Genomic DNA, 23,392 nt, shown 5'->3' with positions numbered 1-23,392 from the left:
TATAAAGGCGATTTTATCATTAAATTATAACATTATTCAGTCCTCTGCATTGGTATTTTTTGTATTATTTTTATGAACTAACCTGCCCTTAGCTTAATAAGGAATTCACAAAAAGGCGGTTAATCCTTCTAGATCAACGCACCCGTTAGTGAAAGCTAAAAATTTATTCATTATCCATAATAATTTCCTTTAACTTTTTACTTTCAACGAAGTATTCTAAAGGGCTATTCTTAAAACTATCTCCCGAAGCGATTACTTTAAAGATGTTATCCCCTTTGTAGCCGATATAATAATCGTTGCCCGAGGATTCGACGTTTATAGTAAAGTAAGATGCTGAAAATTCTTCCTCTAAAGTTCCATCTGTTGGAATAGGGTCAATACTTACTTGATTTTCATTTTTCCCTTCCTCAACTAATAGAAATTTAGCGTTATTATAGGTCTCAATAGCTTCCTTCAACAATTTTTCATTTTCAATCAACCTGATATTGTTCACAAGGGTACCATCTTTATGAATTTTAAGCATTCCAAAAGTAATTTCATCTGGGTTTATGGTTTTCATTTCTTTATTTGAACAACCAGCAGACATAAATAATATTAAAAATATTGTTATAAATTTTTTCATTTATCTATCTCCCTTCTATGTTTACTTTACCAAATAATTGTAAACCTTTTTCAACTATCCTGCTTCGTTTGTTTAATAGGAGTAATGTTAAGCTAAATTCTCAGCTATCCTTTTCAATTCTTTTGCACGAGTTGCAATAAATACACTCATATACTTCTCTAAAAACAACTTATCTGCAACTGTTCCAAATATACCTAGTGGTGACTTATACTGAAATATATCGATCATCATTGTTCCGTCCGTTTGTTCGATAAACTCGTGAATATGAACAAAGGATTGAAAAGCTCCTTTAATCATTACATCCACAAATTTATGAGGCTTTTCCATTATAGTTACTTTCGCAGTCAGCCTTTGTCTAATCCCAAAGTGAATTGCTAGTTCAATAAGGAATTCATCAAAAAAGGTGCTTAATCCTTGTTGGATCAACGCACCTGTTAGCTGAAGATAAGGATATCATTATATATGTTTTTTCACTAATACAAACTGAATAATCGGATAAGTTATATACGCTAAGCATAAGGCAATAAATAATAAAAAGTTTCCTCCTTTACTAATAAAGAAGAAGTCAACAACCCAAAGTATTAACAGGGAATAAAATACAACATAATAACTAACGTAAGCACTACTCTTAATTATTTGTTTGCCCATTTCATCTCTTTGTACTTCTTTTCGAGTTCCCCATGTAAAAAACTGTCCCCAAGCTACTACTAAAGCAATAATTAAAAGAAACTCCGTTACACCGTATGTTGCACCATCTATCACAATATAACTTAGTAATGTTCCTCCAAAATACATAGTAATGGCAATTAAAAATAATAAACCTACAAGGTCTTTCTTACTCATTTTTTCACATCCCCTTTCGATTCATATAAGAAAAGTTGGTCAACAGTCACACTTAAACTATTTGCTAATTGAAATGCGAGCGTCAAACTTGGGTCATATTTATTATTTTCAATAGCGTTGATTGTTTGCCTACTCACGCTACAGAGTTCAGCTAACTTTCCTTGTGAAAACCCCTTCTTTTCTCGATACTCTTTAATCAGATTTTCCATGAATTTCACCACCAAATCGCCAAAGTGTAAAACACTTTTTACACCTTAATGTTAAAACAAGGTAAGTGATGTGTCAAATACTTTTTACACATCACTTACCATATTTATTTACATGTTTATTTCACTAACCTGCATCTTTACTCTAATGTTTTCGACTGAACAGCATCTTCGAACTGCGTAATACCTTTACTGTACATAAAATTAATATTTTTTTAAGTCTGCAATTTATTATATCCTCCTTGTATAGTTAGAAATGAAATTTATTTAAAGGAGTGTTTTTGAATGTTTATAAAACTAACGAAAGAACAACAACAATTAATGATTGCTGACATCCAAGATTTTTTTTCAAGGGAAAAAGGGGAAGATTTAACTGAATTTGCTGCAGAAAGAGTCTTAGACTTTTTCAAAGAGTCTCTTGCTCCTCATTTTTATAATGTTGCTGTTTTGGATGCCAAGCATGTGTTAGAACAACAGTTTTCATCAATAGAAGAAGAGATACTCACCCTTGAACGTCCTATAAAAAGATAGAATTTATTTAGAGTGAATTAATGTTTTAATTCACTCTTTTTGTTGAACTAAAGGAGTCTACTACCCATCTGTGACTTGCTAATTAAACATTACTGCCTCTTATGTTAAATACGGATATTATAAAAAAATGGGTTAACCCGCTCTGAATCCAGGCACCCAGTTAGTTCAAATGCAATCTATTGATTATTCAAGATCTTGGTAGTAATCAAATGTGATGCTATTAGAGAAAGTAGCATACATACTGGTTCAAATTCATCAAATATCCCTTTAAATGAGATAGAATCAACAATAAAGTATATTGCAATAGTCAGAAATACCAAGGTAAAAAGATAAATTAAACTCCACTTAATTCTTAAATTAATTAATTGTTCTTTATTAAATCTTTCATTCAAACCGCACCACTCCTTTTCAAAAAGCTTCTTTAACTATTCTCCTTCTTTTGTTTAATAAGGAATTCAACAAATAGGGCAATAATCCTTCCTGGATTATTGCCCGCGCACTTCCCATTTGAATTTTCCATTGTACTGTTTAAGTCGTTTTTTAACCTGCTCTAATTCATAAAAACTGGTATGTGCTTTTTGGACAATTTCTTCATTTGATTTGCCTTCTATTAATAGAGTCCTGATAAGTTCAAACCTGGTTACTTCAAATTCAAAAAAACCATTATACTCTTTAAGCTGATTTTTTATGTCTTTTAGCTCAACATAGCTGGTTGTTGCCATTTGAACGATTTCTTTGTCTGTTTTCCCCATTTTTAAAAGGGTTCGAACGATACTATATCTTTCACGTATTTCCCCTGTTGCCAATCCCAGTCCATATCCATCATCCCAAGCTATATCGTAGCATTCTTTACAAAGAAGACACGCATCTTGTTTTTCCTTAACTAATCCCAAAAGTAATGGTAAAGAAATGAATGCGATGAAAAATAATGTTTGTTTCACAAAGATCACACCTTTTTCAACTTATTATGACCTTTTAGTTCAACTAAATTTTTCAAATAAACATTATTTTTTCTTTCACTAAACTCCCTCGTTATTGACTATTTAAAATCACCTGGGATTTTAACAAGAACATAATTACTAGTCCACATTTGAGTGGTGGCAATTAATCTCCTTCCGTCTTTTTCAAAGAACAGGCCAGCACCATCTTTTTCTTTAAATTCCCATCCATTTGAACCAATCATTTGTTTGATCGTTTCATCAGCAATCGATATACCTTTGTTCTCACTTCTTGTGATATACCAAATAGAATCGCCTTCTACTGCAATTTCTGCTATTTTACTTTCCGATTCTTTTAGTTGATCAATGGCTTCTTTTGCTGATACATTCTCTATTGGAAGAGAGGGATAGTATAATTTATTTACAAATATGAACACAGCTATCATACCTAATGCTATACCTAGTATAAATCCAACCTTTTTCATCTAATTCCCCCTTATTGGGCCAAACCAAGCCCTTTTATAGATTTGCTCTTCTACTAAAACCACCGTTCTATTTCGACTCCAGACTGGGTAGAATGTCTTCGAACTCATTAGCAGCCTAAATGAACCATTAAAGTTGTAAATACTATGTATAAGTGTTAGCCTGTACAGACATAGTGTTTTTTTCCTATGTAAAGGAGTAAGTACACTATGCTTAGTAAGGATGAATACTTACTATTTATTAGAGAACTTGGACGTCTACAAGAAGATTTCAAAAACTGTAGCGATAACCAAGTACGTAATGCTATTCATCAAGACATTCTTCTACTCCGTAGGGCATTATCTATGACTGCTAGAAAATAGCAGTTTTTTTAATGCGTAAAATGTATCTATTTTGAAACAAATACACTTTCTTCTTAAAAATCCCTGCTTCGTTTGTTCAATAAGTAGTTCAGCAAAAAAGCGTGTAACCCTTCCGCATCAACACTCTCGTTGAATATGAATATATAAGGATGGTGGACTTTTAAACAGGCAAATCGATAAACTCTAGTTCCATTTCTGCTTCTGCTTTCGAACGATAAACCGTAATTTTACCATAGGGTTTCAAGTTGTCTTGCCAGGTTCCTATGTTACTCAGAAAATCTTCTCCGTTTACAGAAATTATCAAGCACTCTAAATGCCTATTGATATAACAAATTGGTGCGTCACTTTTCAAATCACATTGTTTACCAACAGTTCCGATAAACCCACCTTTACTATCTTTTGCCATAATATCTACATATGGAACCGTATAAAATTCTATATGTGGAATATCATCGTCAAAGATAAATTGAATATCATAATCGTTAGCATATTTTTGATACTCCTCATTTTTATGATTAACACTCATAGGATAAATTGTTGTACCTGCTGGTATAACCTCTGTATCTTTTAAATTTATATTTATGGCTCCCATTAGTTCGGTTCTATCTAGATAAACTTTTCGCATCTCAACCTCCGTTTAATCTTATTTTTAGTAAATGCTCATTATTTTTGTTATTCCTTAGTGAACTAAACTGCCCTTATGTAAAATCCCCTAAAAAAGGGCGGCAATCCTTCCTTAGATCAACACACCCTAAAAATTTAAGTACGTTTGTTCACCAACTTAGTTTTAATATATGAGCTGCTTCCTACTTAGCCTTTTCACATCCATATAGAAGTAAAGCTTACAGAGCTAATTGCTTTAGCCTGCAAGCTTCTATAATCTTATGCGCCTCTATTGCTCATACGCTTATTCCAGTTCTGCTTAAATTCTGGGATCGCATATGGAATTACATAATCATCGATCACCTTGTTCACTTTTTCTACTGGAACGAGATTGTAAGAAGATAATTTGATTGTCTTCTTGTTTATCGTTTTGATGGCGAGATACTTCAATGAACTGCCAGTCCATTTCATATCTGTGATTTCATCAATTCGAACTGCCTTGTTTTTTCCTTTAAAATACCCATCCTGAACCGTGTATACTGCCTTACCGGTTAGGATAGCTCTTAACACTTTTATCAACATTGTGCTGATAAGCAAGAAGCCAATGCCCCCAATTATAACTCCTATAAATGCTCTTACTACCCCTGATGTAGGAACTATGTAAAATAAGATGAAGAGGGCATGATACCGCCACCAGTCAACAGACAACCTGCCCCTCCGCTGGTATAGACTACTTCAACTCGATCATCGTAAACTTTTATATTATTCTCTTGCATTTCATTTTCCATATGGCACCTTTTCCAATGACTATATGACATTTTATTGGATTAATTTAGAAGCATAGTTTCTTCCTAAAGCAATTACGAAAAAGAAACAAAAGGCTCCTTATTTCAACTCCCGAATGGGACAATATACCGTCCCTGTGTCCCTAAGTCTCACACTCAGGCTCCTTTATTCCCCATGCGCTTTTCCCAATTCAACTTTAATTCAGGTGTCGCATGAGGAACTAGATATTCCTGTATAACCTGGTTCACCTTTTCTTCACCTACCAGGTTATACGTAGGAAATTTGATTTTCTTTTTGTTTGTGGTTTGGACAACAAGATACTTTAAGCTGGAGCCGCCCCATTTGATATCTTTGATTTCATTGATTGGAACATGATCTTTACGACCTTTTAACAGTCCAGACTCAATCGTTAACAATGTCTTGCCTGAAAGGATCACACTTATGAGCTTGAGTAAAATGGATCCTGAAAAAATCAGTCCGATCAATCCGATCACGATACTGAAAAAGCCTCTTACGAAACCGGAATCAGGCGCAACAACAAACAAAACAAAGGCGGAAAGCAATGTACCAAATAACGCAGATGACACCATGCATCCGGCACCTGGATTCGTGTAGAGGATCTCGACCTTTCCTTCTGAAACTTTTACATTATGTTCTTCCATATAAAGCTCACCTTTCACATAAGAAAAGCTTACAGAGCTAATCGCTTTAGCCTGCAAGCTTCTATAAAGTTATGCACCTTTATTGCTCATACGCTTATTCCAGTTCTCCTTAAATTCTGGGGTCGCATATGGAACGACATAATCATTAATCACCTGGTTCACTTTCTCTTCAGGAACAAGGTTATAAGAAGATAACTTGACGGTCTTTTTATTTGTCGTTTTGATTGCCAGATACTTCAATGAACTGCCAGCCCATTTCATATCTGTGATTTCATCAATCCGGACTGCCTTGTTTTTCCCTTTAAAATATCCATCCTGAACTGTATATACTGCCTTTCCGGTTAGGATAGCTCTTAACACTTTTATCAACATTGTGCTGATAAACAAGAAGCCAATGCCTCCAATTATCACTCCTATAAATGCTCTTACTACCCCTGATGTAGGAACTATGTAAAATAAGATGAAGAGGGATGCCAAGAACATGATACCGCCAGCAGTCAACAGACAGCCTGCCCCTCCGCTGGTGTAAACTACCTCTACTCGATCATCGTAAACTTTTATATTATTCTCTTGCATTTCATTTTCCATATGGCACCTTTTCCAATGACTCTATGACATTTTCTTTGATTAATAGGTCCACTTTACTGCTATCGCACTGGTTCACATAAAAAGCATCCTCATTTTTTTCAATGATCCAGTTATTCTTGCGATCGTTTGTAAATAACACCACATTCTTTGCTACTGGTTCCTTTTGCTCAGTGAACTCCATAAATAGCAGCGTATTTAACTGGCCATTTGTTGTTTTCAGTGTTTGATAGAATTGCTGCTTTTCCCCCTCCATCACAGGGAGACCGAAGAGCTTTTGATTATCTTCCAGCGAGTCCAGCATCTGTTCGAATTCAGGCTGGCTTATTTCAAATCCGCTGCTACTGCTTTGATTACTTATTCGGTAAAATCCAGATATGATCTCTCCCGCCATTTCTGCAGATACTATTTCAAAAACATGTACCTGCTCATCATAAAGCAGAGAATGCTGGAGGACCGTCTTTCCATTGAAATGGAAGGAAACCGACTCCTCCCCGCCTTCTTCCCCATGACGGGAAGCTTTGATTGATTGGTCTGAGTAATTTAACATGGAGATGACCTCTGCCAGCTCTTCCACTAGCGTAAACTTATGATTTTTGTATATCAAGAGATCTTTCGACAGAAGCGAACGAGTCGAGATTTGCAGCAAAAGATCCATTTTTTCATCGTCCAGTTCCCCAAAATAAACCTGCTTCAAGGCATTCCCCTGCTCAAAATATCCTTCGCTGTAAAAACAATAAATTAATTCCTCAATAGAAAGTGAAATTTTATCCATGTTTCCCTCCTAGCCCCCAAATCCAAGGATTGATTTTGCTCCGCTCAAAAGGCCTGAAGCATGTTCTTTTACATTATTAAAACCATCCTTTACCTTGCTGACACCTGAAGCAATCGCCTCGGTTCCTTTATGGATTCCATCTTTAAAATGCAGGGCTGTTTTATCAACCCATGCAGGAGTTTTGTCAGCAATCTTGTCGCCAACCCAGCTGCCTACAAACCCTCCGATAGAAGCACCGACAACTGTGCCTACAGGGCCGAACACACTTAGAAGAGCCCCGCCTGCTACTGCTCCAGCGACAGAGGTTGCAGAAACAACCGTCGTTTTATATACGGCACTGCCTACCACTTTCGCGTTTTCTTCTTTCAATTTCTCGCCGCTATACATGTTATAATTTTCGGTAATTTTAATCCCTGCGCCAATTGTCTCGGCTCCCGCTGTTATCAGTACGGCCAGTGCGGCATTTGATTTTCCAAGTCTTAATCCGTTTTTCAATACACTACCCGCATTATTTTTCACTGCATTAAGCATCGTTCCGCTTTTGGCATCATCCATAAGCTTGGAAACGCTGTTGCTAAGGCCTGCTATATCTTTCGGAAAATAATTGGCCGCCCGCTTATAAATAAGTTCAGATAAGGTTTTTTTGCTAAAGGCTCTGGTAGGACTGACCATCAACCGTGCAAGCATATTCATTTTAGAGCTTTCAATCCTATGAATTATGCTAGCCATAGGCAATCGCATTTTACCCAGTAAAACATCATCGACTACCTGGAACTTGCGCAGTACTCCATCAATATCCGCGAACCTGAATCCAAGCAGGTGCATGAGTCCTGCACCAGCAGAATATTGAGCACCATGCAGGAAGTCCACCCATCTGCCATAAGTATTATTGTACGTTTCATATAAATTACTGGCAAAGTGCCCATCAATCTGTTTCCTTGCCGCCTCAATCGCTTTATTGACAGCGTCTGCCTGGCGATTCACCCGGTTTTCCGAATTCGCATAACGGTCGGCGGATTGAATGGTAAAAGACTTCAGCTGCTTCATATGCATTTCGATTCGGTCTGTGGAAGCCGAAGCACGCCGAAACTGGCCGCTAATCCCATTGCGTCCAAGTATTCGCGGATCAACGCTGCTTCTTACTCCAGAAATCCTATTCTCGAAACTTTGCAGCCTGCTAATCGTTTGACTCAAGCCTGAAACGGAATTATTGATATCATTGATGTTGAATACAATTTTTGAAGACAAGGACCTTCACTTCCCGTTAAAAAAATTTACAAACAACACCAATGAGTTGGTGAAGTTTTCCATACACTTCATTATAGTTGAGAACGTTTTTTAATTAAATATCATTACCTGAATATAGGTTAAAAGGATGATTTAACCAGTTAGAAATCAAGGTCTTTTTACCCAATAGATTCGGTGACTAAACTTGATTTTTAACAAAAGTCCAATTGACCAGTGTAAAATCAGTTCCTCTCCGGCATAGACATACAGTAACAGTTCTGTTCTATGTATCTTTTATTATTAATTCGATTGGTATGGATAGGCAGATTACCAATCGCTCAGCACAACATCCCTTTTCAAGAAATGAAATGACCCCCGTGAATATGATTACCGAGTTTCAACCGACTTTCATATCATATAGCTCCTCAAAATAACGCTCCTGGAACTTCTTGTTCAAAATCCCGGTAAAATAAGCAATCGGATTCTTCACTTCCACCTTCGATTTCAACTTCCTTACGAGCTGTTTGAAGGAGTCAAGGGAAACAGATAACAGGAGATCTGCTTCTTGTTCATAGTTGTTACGGTAGGCAGCGACCATGCTCATTCGCCAGAATTCTTCGATTGACTTTGCGGCTGGGAAAAAGTATTTTACAAGATTGACGAATTCATTTGGTACCCGGTCACTGACAAAAAGATAATTTTCAGGTGTTTGGTCAGCAACGGGTTTTGATTCCTGGATTTTGAATGATTGTTCTTCAGCAGCCTTTTCTTCACGTTTATTATTCTTTTTAATGTTAGTTTCAGAAGGAATGATAGTTTTATATTGGTGGCTCAATTGATCGCCATCCGGTAGTTCATTCATCGGGAAACGATTGAATACATACAGGTTGCTAGACTGTGACCCGTTCTTGCGCGCCGTTTCATATACAGTGAAAATACCAATCTCACTAGCCTTCAAGATCATCCTCTTAAAAGTAGAACGGGAAATCCCCATCTCCCTATACTCCTCATAAATCGCCTTCAGCACCGTCCCAATCTTGGCATTCGCCACTCCAGGAACCTTTGCAGCAAAACGAGCCAGCCGCTTCAGACCAATCAACTCACCCTTACTGAAAAAACGCTTCTTATCCGCCATCCACATCTCAAAATGATTGTTAAACTCCTTCAACGAACCAAACTGTGAATACTCCGTAAAACTCTCAATAACCGCCGATTTAATTGTCATGCTAATGCACCACCCTTTCACCCTTTATATATGGATGGGAGGGTGGAAAGGACAGGGTGGGGAGCTGAGGTTTATGGCGGTTTTGTGAACAGTTAGATAGAAGACTTTAGAGCAAAAAAAATACGATAAGCAGTGTGAACTGCTTATCGTTGTCTTTGGGTTTCAACTATTTAAGCTTATAGGCTTGTAGCAACTTCCGGGAATGAGAACGTTCTATGTCCTTACATATTGTATACATCAATATTTATTATTTGAGACCCAACCCATGTCCCGTATCTTCCTCTCAATCAGAAAGACAGCATCTCCAAATAAAATTAAATCAGCATCTATTCCCTAACCGCAAAATTTCTTTTAAAAACAAACAAATTGGTACTCAAACGCGTACCACTTTGCACAACTAAAGATGATAGCTTTGCCTTATAGTGATTAGGAATGGGTGTTAGCTATGGCAGAGAAACAGGTGAATATCAATATAAAAAAACTGCTAAATGATTATGGCATCTCTTTACGAGAGCTTTCCCGATTAGCAGACATTCGTCATGCTACACTTAGCGAACTGGCTAACAATAAAAGAAAAAGTATTCACTTTGATCACATCAAAAGAATTAGCGAAGCACTTGACATCACAGACATCCGTAAAATCATAGAGATTGAAAACATAGAAGATGATAAGGAATAAAAGGTGAATATTATGAATGCAGACTACTACCTCTCCTGGGATGTAACCCAATTTAAAAATGAATACGGCGATGAAATAGAAATGGAAATAATCCAATATCCAAACGAATATCTAGTCACCGTAAATATTTGCGACGAACAACCACCATACAGAGACATCACCTCCACAGGCACACACCCAAGAAGCAAAAAGCATGCAGCCAAAAAGGCAATGATCCTACTTTACAAACAAGCATACCCAGAATTATTTAACCGCAAATAAGAAGCTAAGCAGACAAAATAACATCCCTATCTTAAAATATTAAAATCCCAGAATGTGATATAAAAACCTTCTAAATATCCCCTAAGAAAACACATGGTCCTCCGGTTCATAAATTGTTAAAATATGCAATTTACTGAAACAGAAGAACCATCCCCGCATTTCCTTATGTAAACCTTTTTTCATATAAATTGAAGCAAAGGTTTCTCAAGTAGTCTTGTGAGTAATTTCTTATATATAAGCTCTTTTCGCGTCCACCTTCTAAAAAGAGTATAAAAAAATAGCACCCTCTTGTGAGATGCTATGTAATTTTTAGTATTTAGTTATGAAGGGTTTTGCTAAGCGTGTACCCCATTAATGTCTTTTCAATGATACCCGTTTCGAATAACTTTTCAATTCCATTGATGATTTCTTCTTCAGAAAACCTATTTCCCTTATCTTCTGACCAGCGCTTAAACTCATCAACAATTTCTTCCTGAGATAACTCCTCTTTCTCTTTCAATAGATAGGTAACGGTCGATAAGCATTCCAATTCATGGGTAGAACGGAGGTTGTTCACATAGTCTGCCGCTTTTTCGATAAAAGGCTCTAAGGTCCCTAATTTTAATTCTACCTGACCACTCACAATTTTATTATAGAGAATTCCGTATGCCTCTTCGGTATTATTTACGCCATGATACTTCTGAAATTCTTTAATATTCCTGCTAATAATGGCAATCGAATTATCGTACGGACCACATTTATGTCTAGTGAAATTGAAATAATTTTCATTAGAAAAAACATCCATATAGAAAGCTGTTTTTTGAAGTCGTAACGTATCAAATTTATCAAGGTGATGTTTTATATTCATTAATACAAGTGCTGATAGACTTAAATTAGGTTCTACTTTTGGTTGAGCTACATAGTTTTGAGATGGTTCGTAAATAAAAATTTTGACCTTCTCATCCACTACTGTTAGCTTCTCTTCAATCAGTTTCTTTACCTCGCTCCAAACAAGACCTCCATTCCCACTTCCTAAAGGTGGTATGGCAATTGACTGAACCCCTAACTTTTCAATTAATGGTACAAGCTCATCTAGTCCTTTTTCTACATATTCCATCTTAGACTTTGCTCTCCACTTATTTTTAGTCGGGAAATTCACTATAATCTTACTGTCTTCCTTATAATAGTGAAGCTTTCCAATCTGTAGTTCACCTGTTTTACAAGCCTTTACATAATCTTTATTGTTCTCTGGGAATTTTAATTTAAACTGATAAGCAATTCCCTTTCCCATATAGCCTTCGCAGTTTACAGTATTAACTAGAGCTTCAGCTGAAGAACTTAACAAGTCACCGGTTGTATAAATAATCACGTTTTCACCTCACTTTCTTTTCTTAGGTTATTCTTAAAGCCATGGTCCTATATTGATATAGGGTGGATTTTGGGTTATCCCTTCAGATTTTAGTTTTTCTTCAAGGATTTTTCGCGTTTCTTCACTCTTTACATAAATACTTTTAAATACCTTTGGTGGAACAATAAGATCGGTGAGACACTCTGCCATTTTCACACTCTTTGTATAACGATCTTCTGTTCCTAGTGTGTGCATTGTATCCCAATCAATGGCATCAAAGCCTTCATCGTACTCAAACAATTGGTATGTTTCTTTATTATTTAGGGGGTGTCGCGGCAGTATTTTAAACTTATTATACTTAGCATTTTCCCTGGAAATGCAAATATAAATGAATTCTTCATCAGGGTATGTGCTTTTCACTGCAACATCGAATGAAGAATAAGGATGAAAATGAAAAGGTATATACTCATCAAGCCCAAGTTCAGTCCGTTTAAAAATAATCTCTTGGTCTGCAACGTCAAAAAAGGGAACTTCATTATCTTTAACTATTTTCCTTGATACTAAACCGTTTGCCAATATGGAGTCTAAGTTCGACAATCTTGTCAAATGATATAAGAGTTTTCCCGTTTTTATATTTCCAATCGCCATGTTTGAATACCACCTTATTATAATACTGCACAATTTAGCAAGCCGTGACTTTTATTCTATTATTATACCATATTGTGGAATGACCACATCGGGAATTTCCTCGCAAAGGTACAGTATCAAAGTCCCTCGAACATCATAAGCGCTCTCTATTTTCATTCTTATGCCCTTCATTGCCATAATCAAGGCAACTACACCATCAATGCGTTCTAAGGTGACATAGGGAGACATACGGCCGGTTCTTAGGTATCATTTGGGAGTCGAAATATCTTTTCAATTAGTGCAATTCTCACCGCTAAAAGAGCCTTATCCACCAAATGATAAGGCCCTACTCTTTATGCAAGAACAATCTTCGCACCAACTTCGCAGGTGTTGAGTGTATGTGGGCAACTTATGAGAGGCAGTTGTATTTTTATAATAATCTCAGAAATAGGAGGGCCGTAATACTTGATAGTTAAATAAAACCAGATAATCGTTCTTATTATGGTTTCGGAATATTAAAATTTCTAAGAAAAGAAAGCTCCTTATACAATAATCCTGTTTGACCATTTAACAAGGAACTATTTATTTTTTTTCAATTTACTTACCCATTCAGTTAAAATTTCTTCTATATCTTCATCTTTAATTTGATGTAAATCCATTTTAAACCCAGAATCACACATATCAAGTATGCTAACAGATTCGTAATCTCTTTCATCATTCCGATCTGTTAGAGGAATTCCACTAGCCCCCCATGTAAGAGCCATAACAGGATTATGAGTTATCCCTGCAATATTAAAAAGGTTCTCTCCAATTTTCTTAAAGTGAATCATTAAAGTTCTTTCTAAAAAGAGTACTATATCAGTAACAAGCGCTTCGTTACAAATCCACTCAACCGGGCATAACAATTCTTCCCCATCATTTGAGAATTCAACCCAAAGTTGGGCAAAATGAACTCTTTTTAACTTTCCATTGTATATTGGATTGTTTAATTTTTGAGTTACGATATGCCCGTTAGTAAATCGCTCACCACTCAAAGTTTGTCCAATATATATTAACTCTTGTTCGTCGCCCTCACCAACTGTAATAAAATAAATTGGAAATAATCTTCTTTTGGCTGAAGGTGTGTCATAGAGATTTGTATTATTTTTAGCAGCAGCCACTACTGATTTAAAAGAGGTGTTAACTAATGAATAATTATCTATTTTAAACTCATGGGCCAAATGCGCATCCTTAAAACCCCATATCTCTATTATTATGGAACTTAAATCAAAAGTATTTTTGTCCGGGAGTTGAATAGGAACCAACTCATTTTCAATACAATGTTTTATTGTATTACTTGGATCTGAATGTCGATCCCTATTTTGTACCTTATATCTCTTTAAACTCTCCAAAAGATCACTCATAGTAAAAACCCCTATCTTATTTATGCAATATTTCACGCTAATGTAACATTAATTTTCAAAATTTGATTTTATATTAGCTATTCTCTTCTCCAATTCATTCAAAACAAATTCAATCTGATTAGTGTTGCTATGATTCTTATACGATCTTTGCATAAATTGATACTTCTGATGAAAGTATTCAAGCGCCTTAAGCGCTACCTCTCGGCCCATAACTATTGCAGCGTATTCATCTGCTTCGAATTCGCTCTGAAGATGTTTTCCTGCAAGCCTTTCCTCTGTGTATATATCCATTACTTGTTGTGATGAATATCCTGCTCCCATTGTCGAGCTTTTATGTTGACATTCACTATGTCCTATCTCATGTAATAATATAAACTCTTGAATATCTGCTGAGCATTTTTCAAATGAATCACCAATTATAATACAACAACTTCCATCTTCAAAGTTTGCCAACGCTGCTTCCATATCAAATTTAGGATCTTGTATTACTGTGTATCCTCTATAATTTGTAACTTTTATGAGATTGCCAGCTTGGTCACGTTTTAATTGGAATTGTAGTAACGTCATTTATTTCTGCCCCTTACTTCTACCATTTAGACTTATGTTTTGTCGTTAGTTTTGCTCTTTATCCTCACATCTTAGGAACGAGGCTACGTGGGAATCCATTTAGTGAGAAAATTTATACCCAGGTGTCTAAATTCATGATGTATATTTTTAATGAAGGGAAATAACTAATGAAAAAATCAAACTAGCTCTACGTGTTTACCATTTCCCTTTTTCAATGCCAAACATAAAACTAATCTTTGGATTTCAGGCAAGTATTCTTCATAAAGAGTGTTATTAAAGACATTATTTTTGTACATTTCGGCAGTGATTGGAATTTCTTTTTTCCCGTTCCACAGCCAGTCTACAGTCACACCTTTACCTAAATTTCCTTTCTCTTCTATATTGTCATCAACGACTATGCCAACAGCCTTAATAATTAAGCTTTTTGTCGATATCGACATTGATTTTATATAGATGAAATCACTAATCCTAATCTTAGATAGCATTTTATGAAGACTTGGAGCTTCTGTTTCGTTCCATCCAATACAAGCACATTGATTAGATAGAAACTCCTTCGTTTTATCTCTATGTCCCCCATAAGCTGCACCGATTCCATAAACCCCCATGTATAAACACCCTTTCTTTTTCAGATTAATGTGTACGATTCCTCATCATAATCAATTACTTTAATGGAAGTTTCTCATTCTCTTTTTTATTACAGTAATATCTAATGTCACAGTTGGGACAATGTTGTTTTGGACGCTTTTTCACTTGATAATTCCTGCTTACTATATTTTTCACAGTTGAATCAAATGTTTCCATTGTCTCCCTTACAGAGCTCGCGCTTTTTTCAAAGCTTACATAAGGAGATTGTTCTGTTTCCCCTGTGTAGTATAGATGCATCTTACTTACTTTTACTTTTTCTTTTTCTTCAACTAAGTGAGCATATACTTCTAGCTGTTTTTGGTAATGAGTTAACCGCTCTTGATCCAGATTTGGTTTCTTTTCCGATTTAAAGTCGATTATCTCAACAGTTCCATCCTCTCCACGAATTAAATCAACTTGGCCTTTAATAATATACTCCTCTTTTACAAGTGAAAGCTCTACCTCCGCCCCTTTCACTTTTGACCAATCACTTTGATGCTTATCAATATAACGTTTAACCTGGTGCAGTGCAGCTAGTTGCTGTGGCGCCCCTAAATACACTCGCTCTCTGTTTGTTAAAAATTTATAATTTGTCTCGAACCATGAATCGATATTTTCAGATGTTATTTCATGTTCTTTTCCGTTTAAAACAGCCTTATGAATATCTTCAATCGTTTGATGAACTAGTGTTCCAAATATTTGTGCTCCCTGCCGGACCGGAGTGAATGATAAGTCTTTAAAAAACTTATATTGAAGCGGACAAGTGTTATATAGATTTATATGAGAGGTGAAAGAATATGTCTCTTTAAAGTTAACATCTTTCACTTTCTCATATTCTATTTGAGCAACAGGTACACTTCTCCAATTTGGCAAACTATTATATATACGACTAAAAGAATAAGAAGGACATCTCCATCTCCCGTTTTGCTCCTGCCCTGTCAACACAAGTAGATTCTGGGCTCTCGAGAATGCAGTATAATACAATCTCCAAAAGTCATAATAATGCACCTTGTGTATTGGCTCGAAAGGCTCTTTCGTGCTGTATTCTAATTCGAGTATTTCCTCTACCTCTGAATAACTTGGTTCAGGATCCTTATTTAAAGAGCCCACCACTACAACCGGAAATTCCAAACCTTTTGATTGATGAATAGTTAAAAAAGATACACATCCACTTGGCGCATACTCCGAATCATCTTCATATTCATTTATTCCGCCTTCTGCTAGAAAACGTATATATTGATTCCAAAAGCTGCGCAGTTTATTATCAATCTTTGCTGGAGTAATAACGTCCATTCTTTCCTGATATTCGAACTTTACAAGGATTTGAGAGAATATAGAAAGATTTCGCCCAGCCCTACTATCCATTGTTTTTCCTGTATAATCATCTAAATATCTTCTAAATAACGGGAACTGTAACAATTGATAAAATAAACCAGAGAAACCATAATTCAGATTCTCAGCTAGATTTTTATGTATTACAGCTTTCTCATCAGCCCATTCTTTTAGTTCTCTATTTTCTGGTTTATTTAATTCCATCAGGAAATGATGAAGGCATTCATCATGATAATTCCAATCAGCTAGTCGAGCATCAGGCCTCCACATTCTAACAGTGCTTATCTGTGGAAAAAGGAACATATACGCTCCAAGTAATAATCTAACCTCTTCTCTCTTAAAAAACATATTCGAACGAGGAGAATATACAGGGATTCCTTTGTCCTCTAGGAACTTAGAAAGTTGAACTACCTTTTGATTCTTAACAGACCAGAAAAGAAATGCCACTTGATTCCAGTCTGTAATTGCTCCTTGGTCTTTTAAAGTCATTAAAAAATCATAGACTTCCTGATGCCAGTCTTTCTTTCTTATATCACCAGAAACTTTCACTACTGATTGTATGTTATGAAATTGTTTTTCGGGTGGTTTTATTTCTTTCTTATAACGGAATGACACACCTTGTTCTGTCCAATTCAATTCTTCCATCCATTTGTTATAGTGATTAATTATGTCCGGGTGTGAGCGATAGTTGGTGTTAAGTTGAATATGTGTACAGCTCTTAAAATTAGCAGGAAACTCCAGTATATTTCGAATTGTAGCGCCTCTAAACCTATATAAACCTTGGTCATCATCACCAACTACACAAAGGTTCTCCTTATTATTTGTCAACTTCATGATAATTTTTTCTTGTATAGTATTCGTATCCTGATACTCATCAATCATGAGGTATTTAATCTTCTCTTGAAGTGATTCTCTAATCTCCGGATGCGCTTCCAAAAGTTTATAAGCTTCCAATTGAATAGTTGAAAAATCCAAGGCATTCTCATTTTCAAGTAGGTCCTGATATAGTTCATAACAGAGACCTAGTGCTTTAATCTTTTCATTTTTAGATTTAATTAGCTTCTTTGAATTGATTAATTCTTCGGATATTTTATTAATTAACTTTAACAATTGAGCCGACTGGTCCCATTTCCGACCGCCTTGGAGAAGTAAATCAACATTTTGGACAGTCTGGAAAGTCCGTAAGTTTTGGTAAATAAAAAATTGTTGATCAAACTGATCCATCATTCGGTAGTTTTTTTTCAGTCTGGTATAATCTCTATTTTCTTCAAGAATCCTTAAACAAATTGAATGTATGGTGCCAATATACATCTCGTTCAAGTTAAAAACGATATTCTCTCCACTCAATCTGTTTGATACCCTCGTCTGCAACTCCTTAGCAGCTTTCTCTGTAAAGGTCGCAATTAAAATTTCTTCTGGACTAACATTTTTCTTTTGTATTAAATAAGTGATTCTTTCAACCAGAGTATGTGTCTTTCCTGATCCAGGACCAGCAATAATCAAGACAGGACCTTCTGTAGTAGTTACGGCTTTCTCTTGCATTGGATTTAATTGATTTGCCAAACGACACATCTCCTTTATAGGGAAAATTTACTATATAAATAAATGTTACAATAAATGTCTATTCTTGGATACGAATATAGAATTTTTTATTAATGTAATTTTGGTCTAGTAATAAAAACCTCCTAATTGTGGGAGTTGGAAAAGAATCTTATATAAAAAAGCTCCTTGCTATGAGCAAAGAGCTGATTAGATTATTTATACTCTCCATCTTCCTCCGCCACCTGCGGCATCTCCCTAAAAAACTCATTCTCCTCATAACTCTGCTGGATATCCCTAACCCGCTCAATAATATAAGCCTCTAACTCCTTATCGGTACAATAAACAAAGCACCCCTTCTGTCCCCGGGTCATCAATGTACGGTAAGTATTACGAATAATTTCATCAGCAAGCTGTTTAGCTTCTTCAGGTTTCTCCTTGAGCATTTTCTTCAAGCCTTTTAATGAGTTATCAGTTTTGGCACGTTTGGTATAATCGGTGATCACTTCTCCATCCCTATATACCAGATCATCGCCAATAATTACACCAACATAATCAAACTCAAGTCCCTGGCAGGTGTGTATACAGCCGATTTCATTTACTGAGCTTTCGTCAATTGCCCATGTTGCGGAGTTATCGAGATTCCAGCTCATGCTAAACTTGTGTTCCGGTAACTCAATATCGTGAAAATTGGTGTTGGACTTCCCTTCCTTGATCCAGTTCCAACAGTAGCCAGCCACCATGCGCGATTTGTTATTCTTTTTGTTCAGCCTTTCGATTTCATCGCGTATCTCGTTTGGATCCTTATAGATGCGGAAATCATAATTTGTTCCGATGTAGTTCGAGTTAGCTGTCTCCCGAATCTGCAACACGTCGTCAATCCAGCTTAGATAACCATCCGAGCCATTACAACGAAACTGTGATTCCAGCTTGACCGTTGACACCTCAGCTCCTAGTTCACCAGCAAACTTCTTGATCATGCCGATACTTCCGATATCCTTCAGAGTAACCCGCTGTCGTTCATCAATAAAAAAGACTGCCAGTTTTGAAGCATTGATAATTTCCTTGACCTGATTTTCACCAAGGTTGCTGAAAAGTCCGGACTTCTCATTCAGGCGATGGGCTTCATCAACTACCAGAACATCAAATTCATTTGCTGGTGCATTGATATAGCTTCCTGATCCAACGAATAAGTTATCGATATGGCCTTTAAGGAAGTTTTGCTTTAGCTTGGTCGCATAAATGTTTCTAGGTGCTGCATTTTTAGTGACATATTGAGTAACTAAACTGCGGTTCGTAGCCTCTACCATCAAGTTAATCGCCAATACAGACTTCCCTGTACCTGGTCCGCCCTCAACGACTAATACCTGTTTCGTGTTTGTCCGCAAGGCTTCACTAGACAGATGCAACGCCGTCTCATAAATCACTTTCTGGTCATCAATCATAACAAACTCCCTATTCCCCTGGAGCATACTATTCAATGAATCCTGCAGCGATTTGGACGGCCTAATCCTTCCTTTATCGATCGTATATAAAATTTCCTTATTATCACCGTGTTTGATATACCTTTTGATAAAATCGCGAAGTTTACCTGAATCACCTTTTATAAAAACTGGCGCTTCCTCTATATAATGTTCATAGACCGGGTCAGTCAGCGGATCCTTTTCGCCCTGGGTTATGTAGTTATGCAGGTATGCACATGGATATAGTTGAATATCTTCCTGTTGTGCATTTTCATTGTAGTCCTTGATCAATGCTGCATAGGACCACGCCTGATAGGAAGGATGAGTAGTCTCCCGCACCCCGCGATTGATCAACGTTTTTACAATCGCCTCTTTTCCTTCAATCTTCTCAACACTTTCCCACTGTTTTAATTCAACAATAACAATCGATTGCCGGGCATTCTGGTCAGAACCAGAAATAAGGAAATCCACACGCTTCGAGGTGTGAGGAATCTTGAACTCAATTGCAACTCCGGCATCCTTAGGGATTTCACTATCACTCAATACTCTGTGCATATACTGCATAGAGTTGTGCCAAGAACGAACCTCCCGCTCATTGATTCGACCAATCTTGCTGTTGTAATTGAAGACAATATTATTCACCAACTCATCATCAAAAACATCTTTCAAGAACTCATCCTTTGTCGCCTCATATACGATCAACTACCCTCGCCCCTTCTGCATTTTTCCATTTGTTGCTCAACGTATTGGTTTTTTAAAAATGTAAATATCTCTCATTTATTTTATCATTCTTAAGGGTGAGATGGTGAAGTCTTAAATAAAGAACCAATTCACTGCTTGATATTTATTCAAAGGAAAAACCTATTCTTAAACCTCCAAAAAAGTCCAAGCTACTTCTAACTGTTATTCAAGAAAATTTTAGGAATATTACGCTATACCTCTTACATTTTCCAACAATTTAATACAATATTATTCATTATCATGACTATATACGATACAATTTACATGAAATTACAAAAAGTTTTATCTTTTGGATTTTAACAATTCCCCAATAAGTAAAAGTGGGAAGAATAATAACTATTATAAAACTTTAATAATATAACTTATTGTGGATTGGGAGGGAATAATATTGACACAGAAAGTAAGAAATAAAATAAATTTTATCAATATTAAAAAGTTTAGAAAGTTAAGGAACATAAAATTAGAACTAGGAGACAGACTGACAGTCATTGCAGGTCATAATGGAATAGGTAAATCAACTATTCTAGGACTAATTGCAAATGGGTCCGAATTTAAAGGACGTAAAAGTTATTTTGATAAGATTTACCAAAGCCAATTTCAGGAAATTTTCCATTTGGATATCAATACTGATTATATTCAAGACAAGGAAAATAAATATAATGTAATAATGGAGTATGACTATAAACAAAAAAAAGTTTATAAAAAATGTACAGTATCAAAACATGGAGATGACCGACTTAAAATAGTTCCTCGAAACGCTAATGAAGAAGGAACACTAACGAACACAACAGTTGAAGATGTAGGAGCAAATGCTAAATTTCCAATTCCGACACTTTACATTGGGATGAGTAGAGTTATCCCCATAGGTGAGTCTGATAAATCATTATATTCCCTCAAAACAAGCAGTAATATAGCTGAGGAAGACATTAATTATCTTAATGAAAATTACAAACAAATTATTGGTAACGAAAATATTAGTGATGAGAAAATTTACAAACAAAATTTACGTCATACATCTAAAAGATCTATTGGACCAAACTTTAAAGATTATCCCTATCAATCAATTTCTTTGGGTCAAGATAGTTTAAGTTCAATATTAACAGCACTTGTTTCTTTTAGAAAACTTAAAAGAGATTTGGGTGATAATTATAACGGTGGAATATTACTTGTTGATGAAATAGACGCATGTCTACATCCTTCTGCACAAGAAAAATTAATTAAAGTTTTGGATAGGGCTTCAAAAGAACTCAATCTACAAATTATTTGCACTTCCCACTCTTTAACAATTATTAAAGAAGTTTTAGGGAGAAAAATACAAACAAGTCAGAACCCGGCTGATAATAAACTTTATTATAATGTGCTATATATACAAAACACCATTAATCCTACTGTTATGAATAATGCAACTTATAAAAAAATAAAAAATGATATGTTTTTAAGATATAGTAATTTCTATGATGATTCTCAAGAAGTTAAAGTTTATTTAGAAGATAAAGAAGCGCTCTTCTTCTTTGAATCTATAATCAAAAATTCAGATTCACTAAACTTAGAGGGCATGCGGTTAGATTATATTAGTGCAAATATCAGCTGTGATACACTATTAAAATTACCCTCAAAAGATTCATATTTTAAAAGCGTAATTATAACTTTAGATGGTGATGTTAAAAAAAGCTCTAATTATTTACAAATAATAGAAGAAAATGACAATATTTGCGCTCTCCCTGGAGGATATTCTCCTGAACAAATGATCCATCTATACTTAGAGGAATTAGTAGATTGCACGGATCATCCTTTCTGGATTGATAACCAAGATTTACATATACATTCCCAATTGGTTCGAGATAATATTATTAAAGGGATAAATGATAAAATTGCTTATGCAAATGATAGAAAAATTAGAGAGCATTATAAAGATTGGTTTAAAGAACATAAAATGTTATTTGAACGAACTCATATAATTAGATACTGGATGCAAGATAACATAGACGATTTAAGTGAATTTTTTTATCAATTCAATATAGCTCTTAACCATATTAGAAATCATTATATAAAAAATGATAATTGATATAACTAGAAATGGAGGTGATTTTTTTGCCTATAACAGATTCACCTTTAAGGTATCCTGGTGGAAAAACACAGATGAAGAAATTTATTGTGGACATTTTGAACAGCTTGCCTTCTAAAGAATCTATGACTTATGTTGAGCCTTTCGCAGGGGGGGCAGGTGTAGCCTTATTTTTACTATTTAATAACTACGTTTCTAAAATCCATATCAATGACTTAGACCCTTCAGTATATAAGTTTTGGCATTCAGTTATATTTAATACTGAGCATTTCATTGAAAAGATTAATAATACTCCTATAACAATAGAAGAATGGCATCATCAGAGAGAAATTCAAAGAAATCAAATGAAATATACTGATTTAGAAATTGGATTTTCAACATTTTACTTAAATCGCACTAATGTGTCAGGAATAATAAATGGTGGACCAATTGGTGGTAAGCAACAAAATGGAAAATATAAAATTAACTGTAGATTCAATAAAGAAAACTTAATTAATAAAATCCGGAAAATCGGTCACTATCAAGATAAAATAACTATTTCCAACCTGGATGCTTCTGAATTCATAAATAAAGTAATCTTAAAAATGGACCCAACATCAACATTTATATTTTTCGATCCACCATATTATATCCAAGGGCAAAACTTATATGCAAACTATTATCAACATAATGACCATTTACAAATAAGTAAAAAAATAAAAGCATTAAACACCTTTTTTTGGATAACAACTTACGATTATTCACCTGAGATTGAAAAAATGTATCAAGGTCAAAACAAAAAAATATATAGTCTAAATTATTCAGCAAATAATGTAAGAAAAGCTAAGGAAATACTAATCTATAGCCCTACCATTACATTACCCAACAGTTTAAATATAAAGTTTTTAACTAATAGTCATTAATATCTTTCACTCCT

24 protein-coding genes and 1 pseudogene are annotated in these 23,392 nt (G+C 35.3%); 5 read left to right on the top strand and 20 right to left on the bottom strand.

Annotated features, from left to right (window positions below):
- Nucleotides 1-163 precede the first annotated feature (163 nt).
- The 4 genes and pseudogenes from LGO15_RS03165 to LGO15_RS03150 form a co-directional block, all read right to left on the bottom strand.
- Nucleotides 164-622 carry a hypothetical protein gene (locus LGO15_RS03165; protein WP_226086713.1) on the bottom strand — a complete coding sequence of 153 codons (459 nt, stop codon included), beginning with the start codon at nt 620-622 and terminating at the stop codon, nt 164-166.
- A gap of 87 nt (nt 623-709) precedes the next feature.
- A pseudogene (locus LGO15_RS03160) lies at nt 710-997 on the bottom strand (SRPBCC family protein); the annotation flags it as partial.
- Between the two features lie 81 nt (nt 998-1,078).
- A complete protein-coding gene (locus tag LGO15_RS03155) occupies nt 1,079-1,465 on the bottom strand; it encodes a hypothetical protein (protein ID WP_226086712.1) in 387 nt (128 codons plus the stop codon).
- Nucleotides 1,462-1,674 carry a helix-turn-helix transcriptional regulator gene (locus LGO15_RS03150; RefSeq protein ID WP_167834194.1) on the bottom strand — a complete coding sequence of 71 codons (213 nt, stop codon included), beginning with the start codon at nt 1,672-1,674 and terminating at the stop codon, nt 1,462-1,464. Before LGO15_RS03150 ends, LGO15_RS03155 begins: the two co-directional genes overlap by 4 nt.
- A 282-nt stretch (nt 1,675-1,956) precedes the next feature.
- On the opposite strand from LGO15_RS03150, the gene LGO15_RS03145 reads away from it, so the two are divergent.
- Nucleotides 1,957-2,202 carry a DUF2164 domain-containing protein gene (locus tag LGO15_RS03145; RefSeq protein ID WP_167834195.1) on the top strand — a complete coding sequence of 82 codons (246 nt, stop codon included), beginning with the start codon at nt 1,957-1,959 and terminating at the stop codon, nt 2,200-2,202.
- A gap of 485 nt (nt 2,203-2,687) precedes the next feature.
- On the opposite strand, the gene LGO15_RS03140 is transcribed toward LGO15_RS03145, so the two are convergent.
- From LGO15_RS03140 to LGO15_RS03100, 9 genes are all read right to left on the bottom strand, one after another.
- A complete protein-coding gene (locus LGO15_RS03140) occupies nt 2,688-3,143 on the bottom strand; it encodes a hypothetical protein (protein ID WP_226086711.1) in 456 nt (151 codons plus the stop codon).
- A 98-nt stretch (nt 3,144-3,241) separates the two neighbouring features.
- Nucleotides 3,242-3,625 carry a hypothetical protein gene (locus LGO15_RS03135; protein WP_226086710.1) on the bottom strand — a complete coding sequence of 128 codons (384 nt, stop codon included), beginning with the start codon at nt 3,623-3,625 and terminating at the stop codon, nt 3,242-3,244.
- Nucleotides 3,626-4,145: 520 nt separating this feature from the next.
- Nucleotides 4,146-4,610, bottom strand: coding sequence for a hypothetical protein (locus tag LGO15_RS03130; RefSeq protein ID WP_226086709.1), 465 nt, complete (start codon nt 4,608-4,610; stop codon nt 4,146-4,148).
- Between the two features lie 257 nt (nt 4,611-4,867).
- Complete coding sequence (locus LGO15_RS03125; protein ID WP_226086708.1) at nt 4,868-5,296, bottom strand: DUF5381 family protein; 429 nt, start codon at nt 5,294-5,296, stop codon at nt 4,868-4,870.
- 233 nt (nt 5,297-5,529) lie between these two features.
- On the bottom strand, nt 5,530-6,036 hold the full coding sequence (locus LGO15_RS03120; protein WP_226086707.1) for a DUF5381 family protein: 507 nt from the start codon (nt 6,034-6,036) through the stop codon (nt 5,530-5,532).
- 69 nt (nt 6,037-6,105) lie between these two features.
- Nucleotides 6,106-6,624, bottom strand: coding sequence for a DUF5381 family protein (locus LGO15_RS03115; RefSeq protein ID WP_226086706.1), 519 nt, complete (start codon nt 6,622-6,624; stop codon nt 6,106-6,108).
- Entirely contained in the window at nt 6,614-7,396 is a 783-nt protein-coding gene (locus LGO15_RS03110; protein WP_226086705.1) for a hypothetical protein, read from the bottom strand. Before LGO15_RS03110 ends, LGO15_RS03115 begins: the two co-directional genes overlap by 11 nt.
- Nucleotides 7,397-7,405: 9 nt before the next feature.
- Nucleotides 7,406-8,644, bottom strand: coding sequence for a hypothetical protein (locus tag LGO15_RS03105; protein ID WP_226086704.1), 1,239 nt, complete (start codon nt 8,642-8,644; stop codon nt 7,406-7,408).
- A gap of 376 nt (nt 8,645-9,020) precedes the next feature.
- Nucleotides 9,021-9,848 carry a hypothetical protein gene (locus LGO15_RS03100; protein WP_226086703.1) on the bottom strand — a complete coding sequence of 276 codons (828 nt, stop codon included), beginning with the start codon at nt 9,846-9,848 and terminating at the stop codon, nt 9,021-9,023.
- A 445-nt stretch (nt 9,849-10,293) separates the two neighbouring features.
- Between LGO15_RS03100 and LGO15_RS03095 the strand changes: the two genes are divergently transcribed.
- Nucleotides 10,294-10,527 carry a helix-turn-helix domain-containing protein gene (locus tag LGO15_RS03095; RefSeq protein ID WP_226086702.1) on the top strand — a complete coding sequence of 78 codons (234 nt, stop codon included), beginning with the start codon at nt 10,294-10,296 and terminating at the stop codon, nt 10,525-10,527.
- Between the two features lie 12 nt (nt 10,528-10,539).
- On the top strand, nt 10,540-10,788 hold the full coding sequence (locus tag LGO15_RS03090) for a hypothetical protein (RefSeq protein WP_226086701.1): 249 nt from the start codon (nt 10,540-10,542) through the stop codon (nt 10,786-10,788).
- 316 nt (nt 10,789-11,104) lie between these two features.
- On the opposite strand, the gene LGO15_RS03085 is transcribed toward LGO15_RS03090, so the two are convergent.
- From LGO15_RS03085 to LGO15_RS03055, 7 genes are all read right to left on the bottom strand, one after another.
- The gene (locus tag LGO15_RS03085; protein ID WP_226086700.1) at nt 11,105-12,136 is read right to left on the bottom strand and encodes a type II toxin-antitoxin system antitoxin DNA ADP-ribosyl glycohydrolase DarG; all 1,032 of its coding nucleotides are present in this window, start codon (nt 12,134-12,136) and stop codon (nt 11,105-11,107) included.
- 33 nt (nt 12,137-12,169) lie between these two features.
- Nucleotides 12,170-12,763 (bottom strand): DarT ssDNA thymidine ADP-ribosyltransferase family protein, encoded by a 594-nt coding sequence (locus LGO15_RS03080; RefSeq protein WP_226086699.1) that lies wholly within the window; start codon nt 12,761-12,763, stop codon nt 12,170-12,172.
- A 557-nt stretch (nt 12,764-13,320) separates the two neighbouring features.
- Nucleotides 13,321-14,145 (bottom strand): hypothetical protein, encoded by an 825-nt coding sequence (locus tag LGO15_RS03075; RefSeq protein WP_226086698.1) that lies wholly within the window; start codon nt 14,143-14,145, stop codon nt 13,321-13,323.
- 48 nt (nt 14,146-14,193) lie between these two features.
- Nucleotides 14,194-14,712: a M48 family metalloprotease gene (locus LGO15_RS03070; protein ID WP_226086697.1), complete on the bottom strand. Its 519-nt coding sequence runs from the start codon at nt 14,710-14,712 to the stop codon at nt 14,194-14,196.
- 176 nt (nt 14,713-14,888) lie between these two features.
- Nucleotides 14,889-15,317 (bottom strand): hypothetical protein, encoded by a 429-nt coding sequence (locus LGO15_RS03065; RefSeq protein ID WP_226086696.1) that lies wholly within the window; start codon nt 15,315-15,317, stop codon nt 14,889-14,891.
- Between the two features lie 55 nt (nt 15,318-15,372).
- Nucleotides 15,373-18,231: an ATP-dependent helicase gene (locus LGO15_RS03060; protein ID WP_226086695.1), complete on the bottom strand. Its 2,859-nt coding sequence runs from the start codon at nt 18,229-18,231 to the stop codon at nt 15,373-15,375.
- 191 nt (nt 18,232-18,422) lie between these two features.
- Nucleotides 18,423-20,372 carry a DUF2075 domain-containing protein gene (locus LGO15_RS03055; RefSeq protein ID WP_226086694.1) on the bottom strand — a complete coding sequence of 650 codons (1,950 nt, stop codon included), beginning with the start codon at nt 20,370-20,372 and terminating at the stop codon, nt 18,423-18,425.
- A gap of 427 nt (nt 20,373-20,799) precedes the next feature.
- Between LGO15_RS03055 and LGO15_RS03050 the strand changes: the two genes are divergently transcribed.
- Both LGO15_RS03050 and LGO15_RS03045 read left to right on the top strand, forming a co-directional pair.
- Nucleotides 20,800-22,476, top strand: coding sequence for an ATP-binding protein (locus LGO15_RS03050; RefSeq protein WP_226086693.1), 1,677 nt, complete (start codon nt 20,800-20,802; stop codon nt 22,474-22,476).
- Nucleotides 22,477-22,493: 17 nt separating this feature from the next.
- Entirely contained in the window at nt 22,494-23,378 is an 885-nt protein-coding gene (locus tag LGO15_RS03045) for a DNA adenine methylase (RefSeq protein ID WP_226087805.1), read from the top strand.
- The last annotated feature ends 14 nt before the right edge of the window (nt 23,379-23,392 follow it).

Source organism: Mesobacillus sp. S13, assembly GCF_020422885.1.
In the GTDB taxonomy this organism is placed as follows: Bacteria; Bacillota; Bacilli; order Bacillales; family Cytobacillaceae; genus Mesobacillus; species Mesobacillus selenatarsenatis_A.
This window is presented reverse-complemented; position numbering and strand designations above follow the sequence as displayed.

What these genes read in the sequence shown, in the direction of transcription:
- LGO15_RS03165 (WP_226086713.1), bottom strand. Translation starts at nt 622, where the DNA reads ATGAAAAAATTTATAACAATATTTTTAATATTATTTATGTCTGCTGGT.
- LGO15_RS03075 (WP_226086698.1), bottom strand. Translation starts at nt 14,145, where the DNA reads ATGAGTGATCTTTTGGAGAGTTTAAAGAGATATAAGGTACAAAATAGG.
- LGO15_RS03090 (WP_226086701.1), top strand. Translation starts at nt 10,540, where the DNA reads ATGAATGCAGACTACTACCTCTCCTGGGATGTAACCCAATTTAAAAAT.
- LGO15_RS03115 (WP_226086706.1), bottom strand. Translation starts at nt 6,624, where the DNA reads ATGGAAAATGAAATGCAAGAGAATAATATAAAAGTTTACGATGATCGA.
- LGO15_RS03150 (WP_167834194.1), bottom strand. Translation starts at nt 1,674, where the DNA reads ATGGAAAATCTGATTAAAGAGTATCGAGAAAAGAAGGGGTTTTCACAA.
- LGO15_RS03135 (WP_226086710.1), bottom strand. Translation starts at nt 3,625, where the DNA reads ATGAAAAAGGTTGGATTTATACTAGGTATAGCATTAGGTATGATAGCT.
- LGO15_RS03145 (WP_167834195.1), top strand. Translation starts at nt 1,957, where the DNA reads ATGTTTATAAAACTAACGAAAGAACAACAACAATTAATGATTGCTGAC.
- LGO15_RS03070 (WP_226086697.1), bottom strand. Translation starts at nt 14,712, where the DNA reads ATGACGTTACTACAATTCCAATTAAAACGTGACCAAGCTGGCAATCTC.
- LGO15_RS03155 (WP_226086712.1), bottom strand. Translation starts at nt 1,465, where the DNA reads ATGAGTAAGAAAGACCTTGTAGGTTTATTATTTTTAATTGCCATTACT.
- LGO15_RS03110 (WP_226086705.1), bottom strand. Translation starts at nt 7,396, where the DNA reads ATGGATAAAATTTCACTTTCTATTGAGGAATTAATTTATTGTTTTTAC.
- LGO15_RS03100 (WP_226086703.1), bottom strand. Translation starts at nt 9,848, where the DNA reads ATGACAATTAAATCGGCGGTTATTGAGAGTTTTACGGAGTATTCACAG.
- LGO15_RS03120 (WP_226086707.1), bottom strand. Translation starts at nt 6,036, where the DNA reads ATGGAAGAACATAATGTAAAAGTTTCAGAAGGAAAGGTCGAGATCCTC.
- LGO15_RS03065 (WP_226086696.1), bottom strand. Translation starts at nt 15,317, where the DNA reads ATGGGGGTTTATGGAATCGGTGCAGCTTATGGGGGACATAGAGATAAA.
- LGO15_RS03130 (WP_226086709.1), bottom strand. Translation starts at nt 4,610, where the DNA reads ATGCGAAAAGTTTATCTAGATAGAACCGAACTAATGGGAGCCATAAAT.
- LGO15_RS03080 (WP_226086699.1), bottom strand. Translation starts at nt 12,763, where the DNA reads ATGGCGATTGGAAATATAAAAACGGGAAAACTCTTATATCATTTGACA.
- LGO15_RS03095 (WP_226086702.1), top strand. Translation starts at nt 10,294, where the DNA reads ATGGCAGAGAAACAGGTGAATATCAATATAAAAAAACTGCTAAATGAT.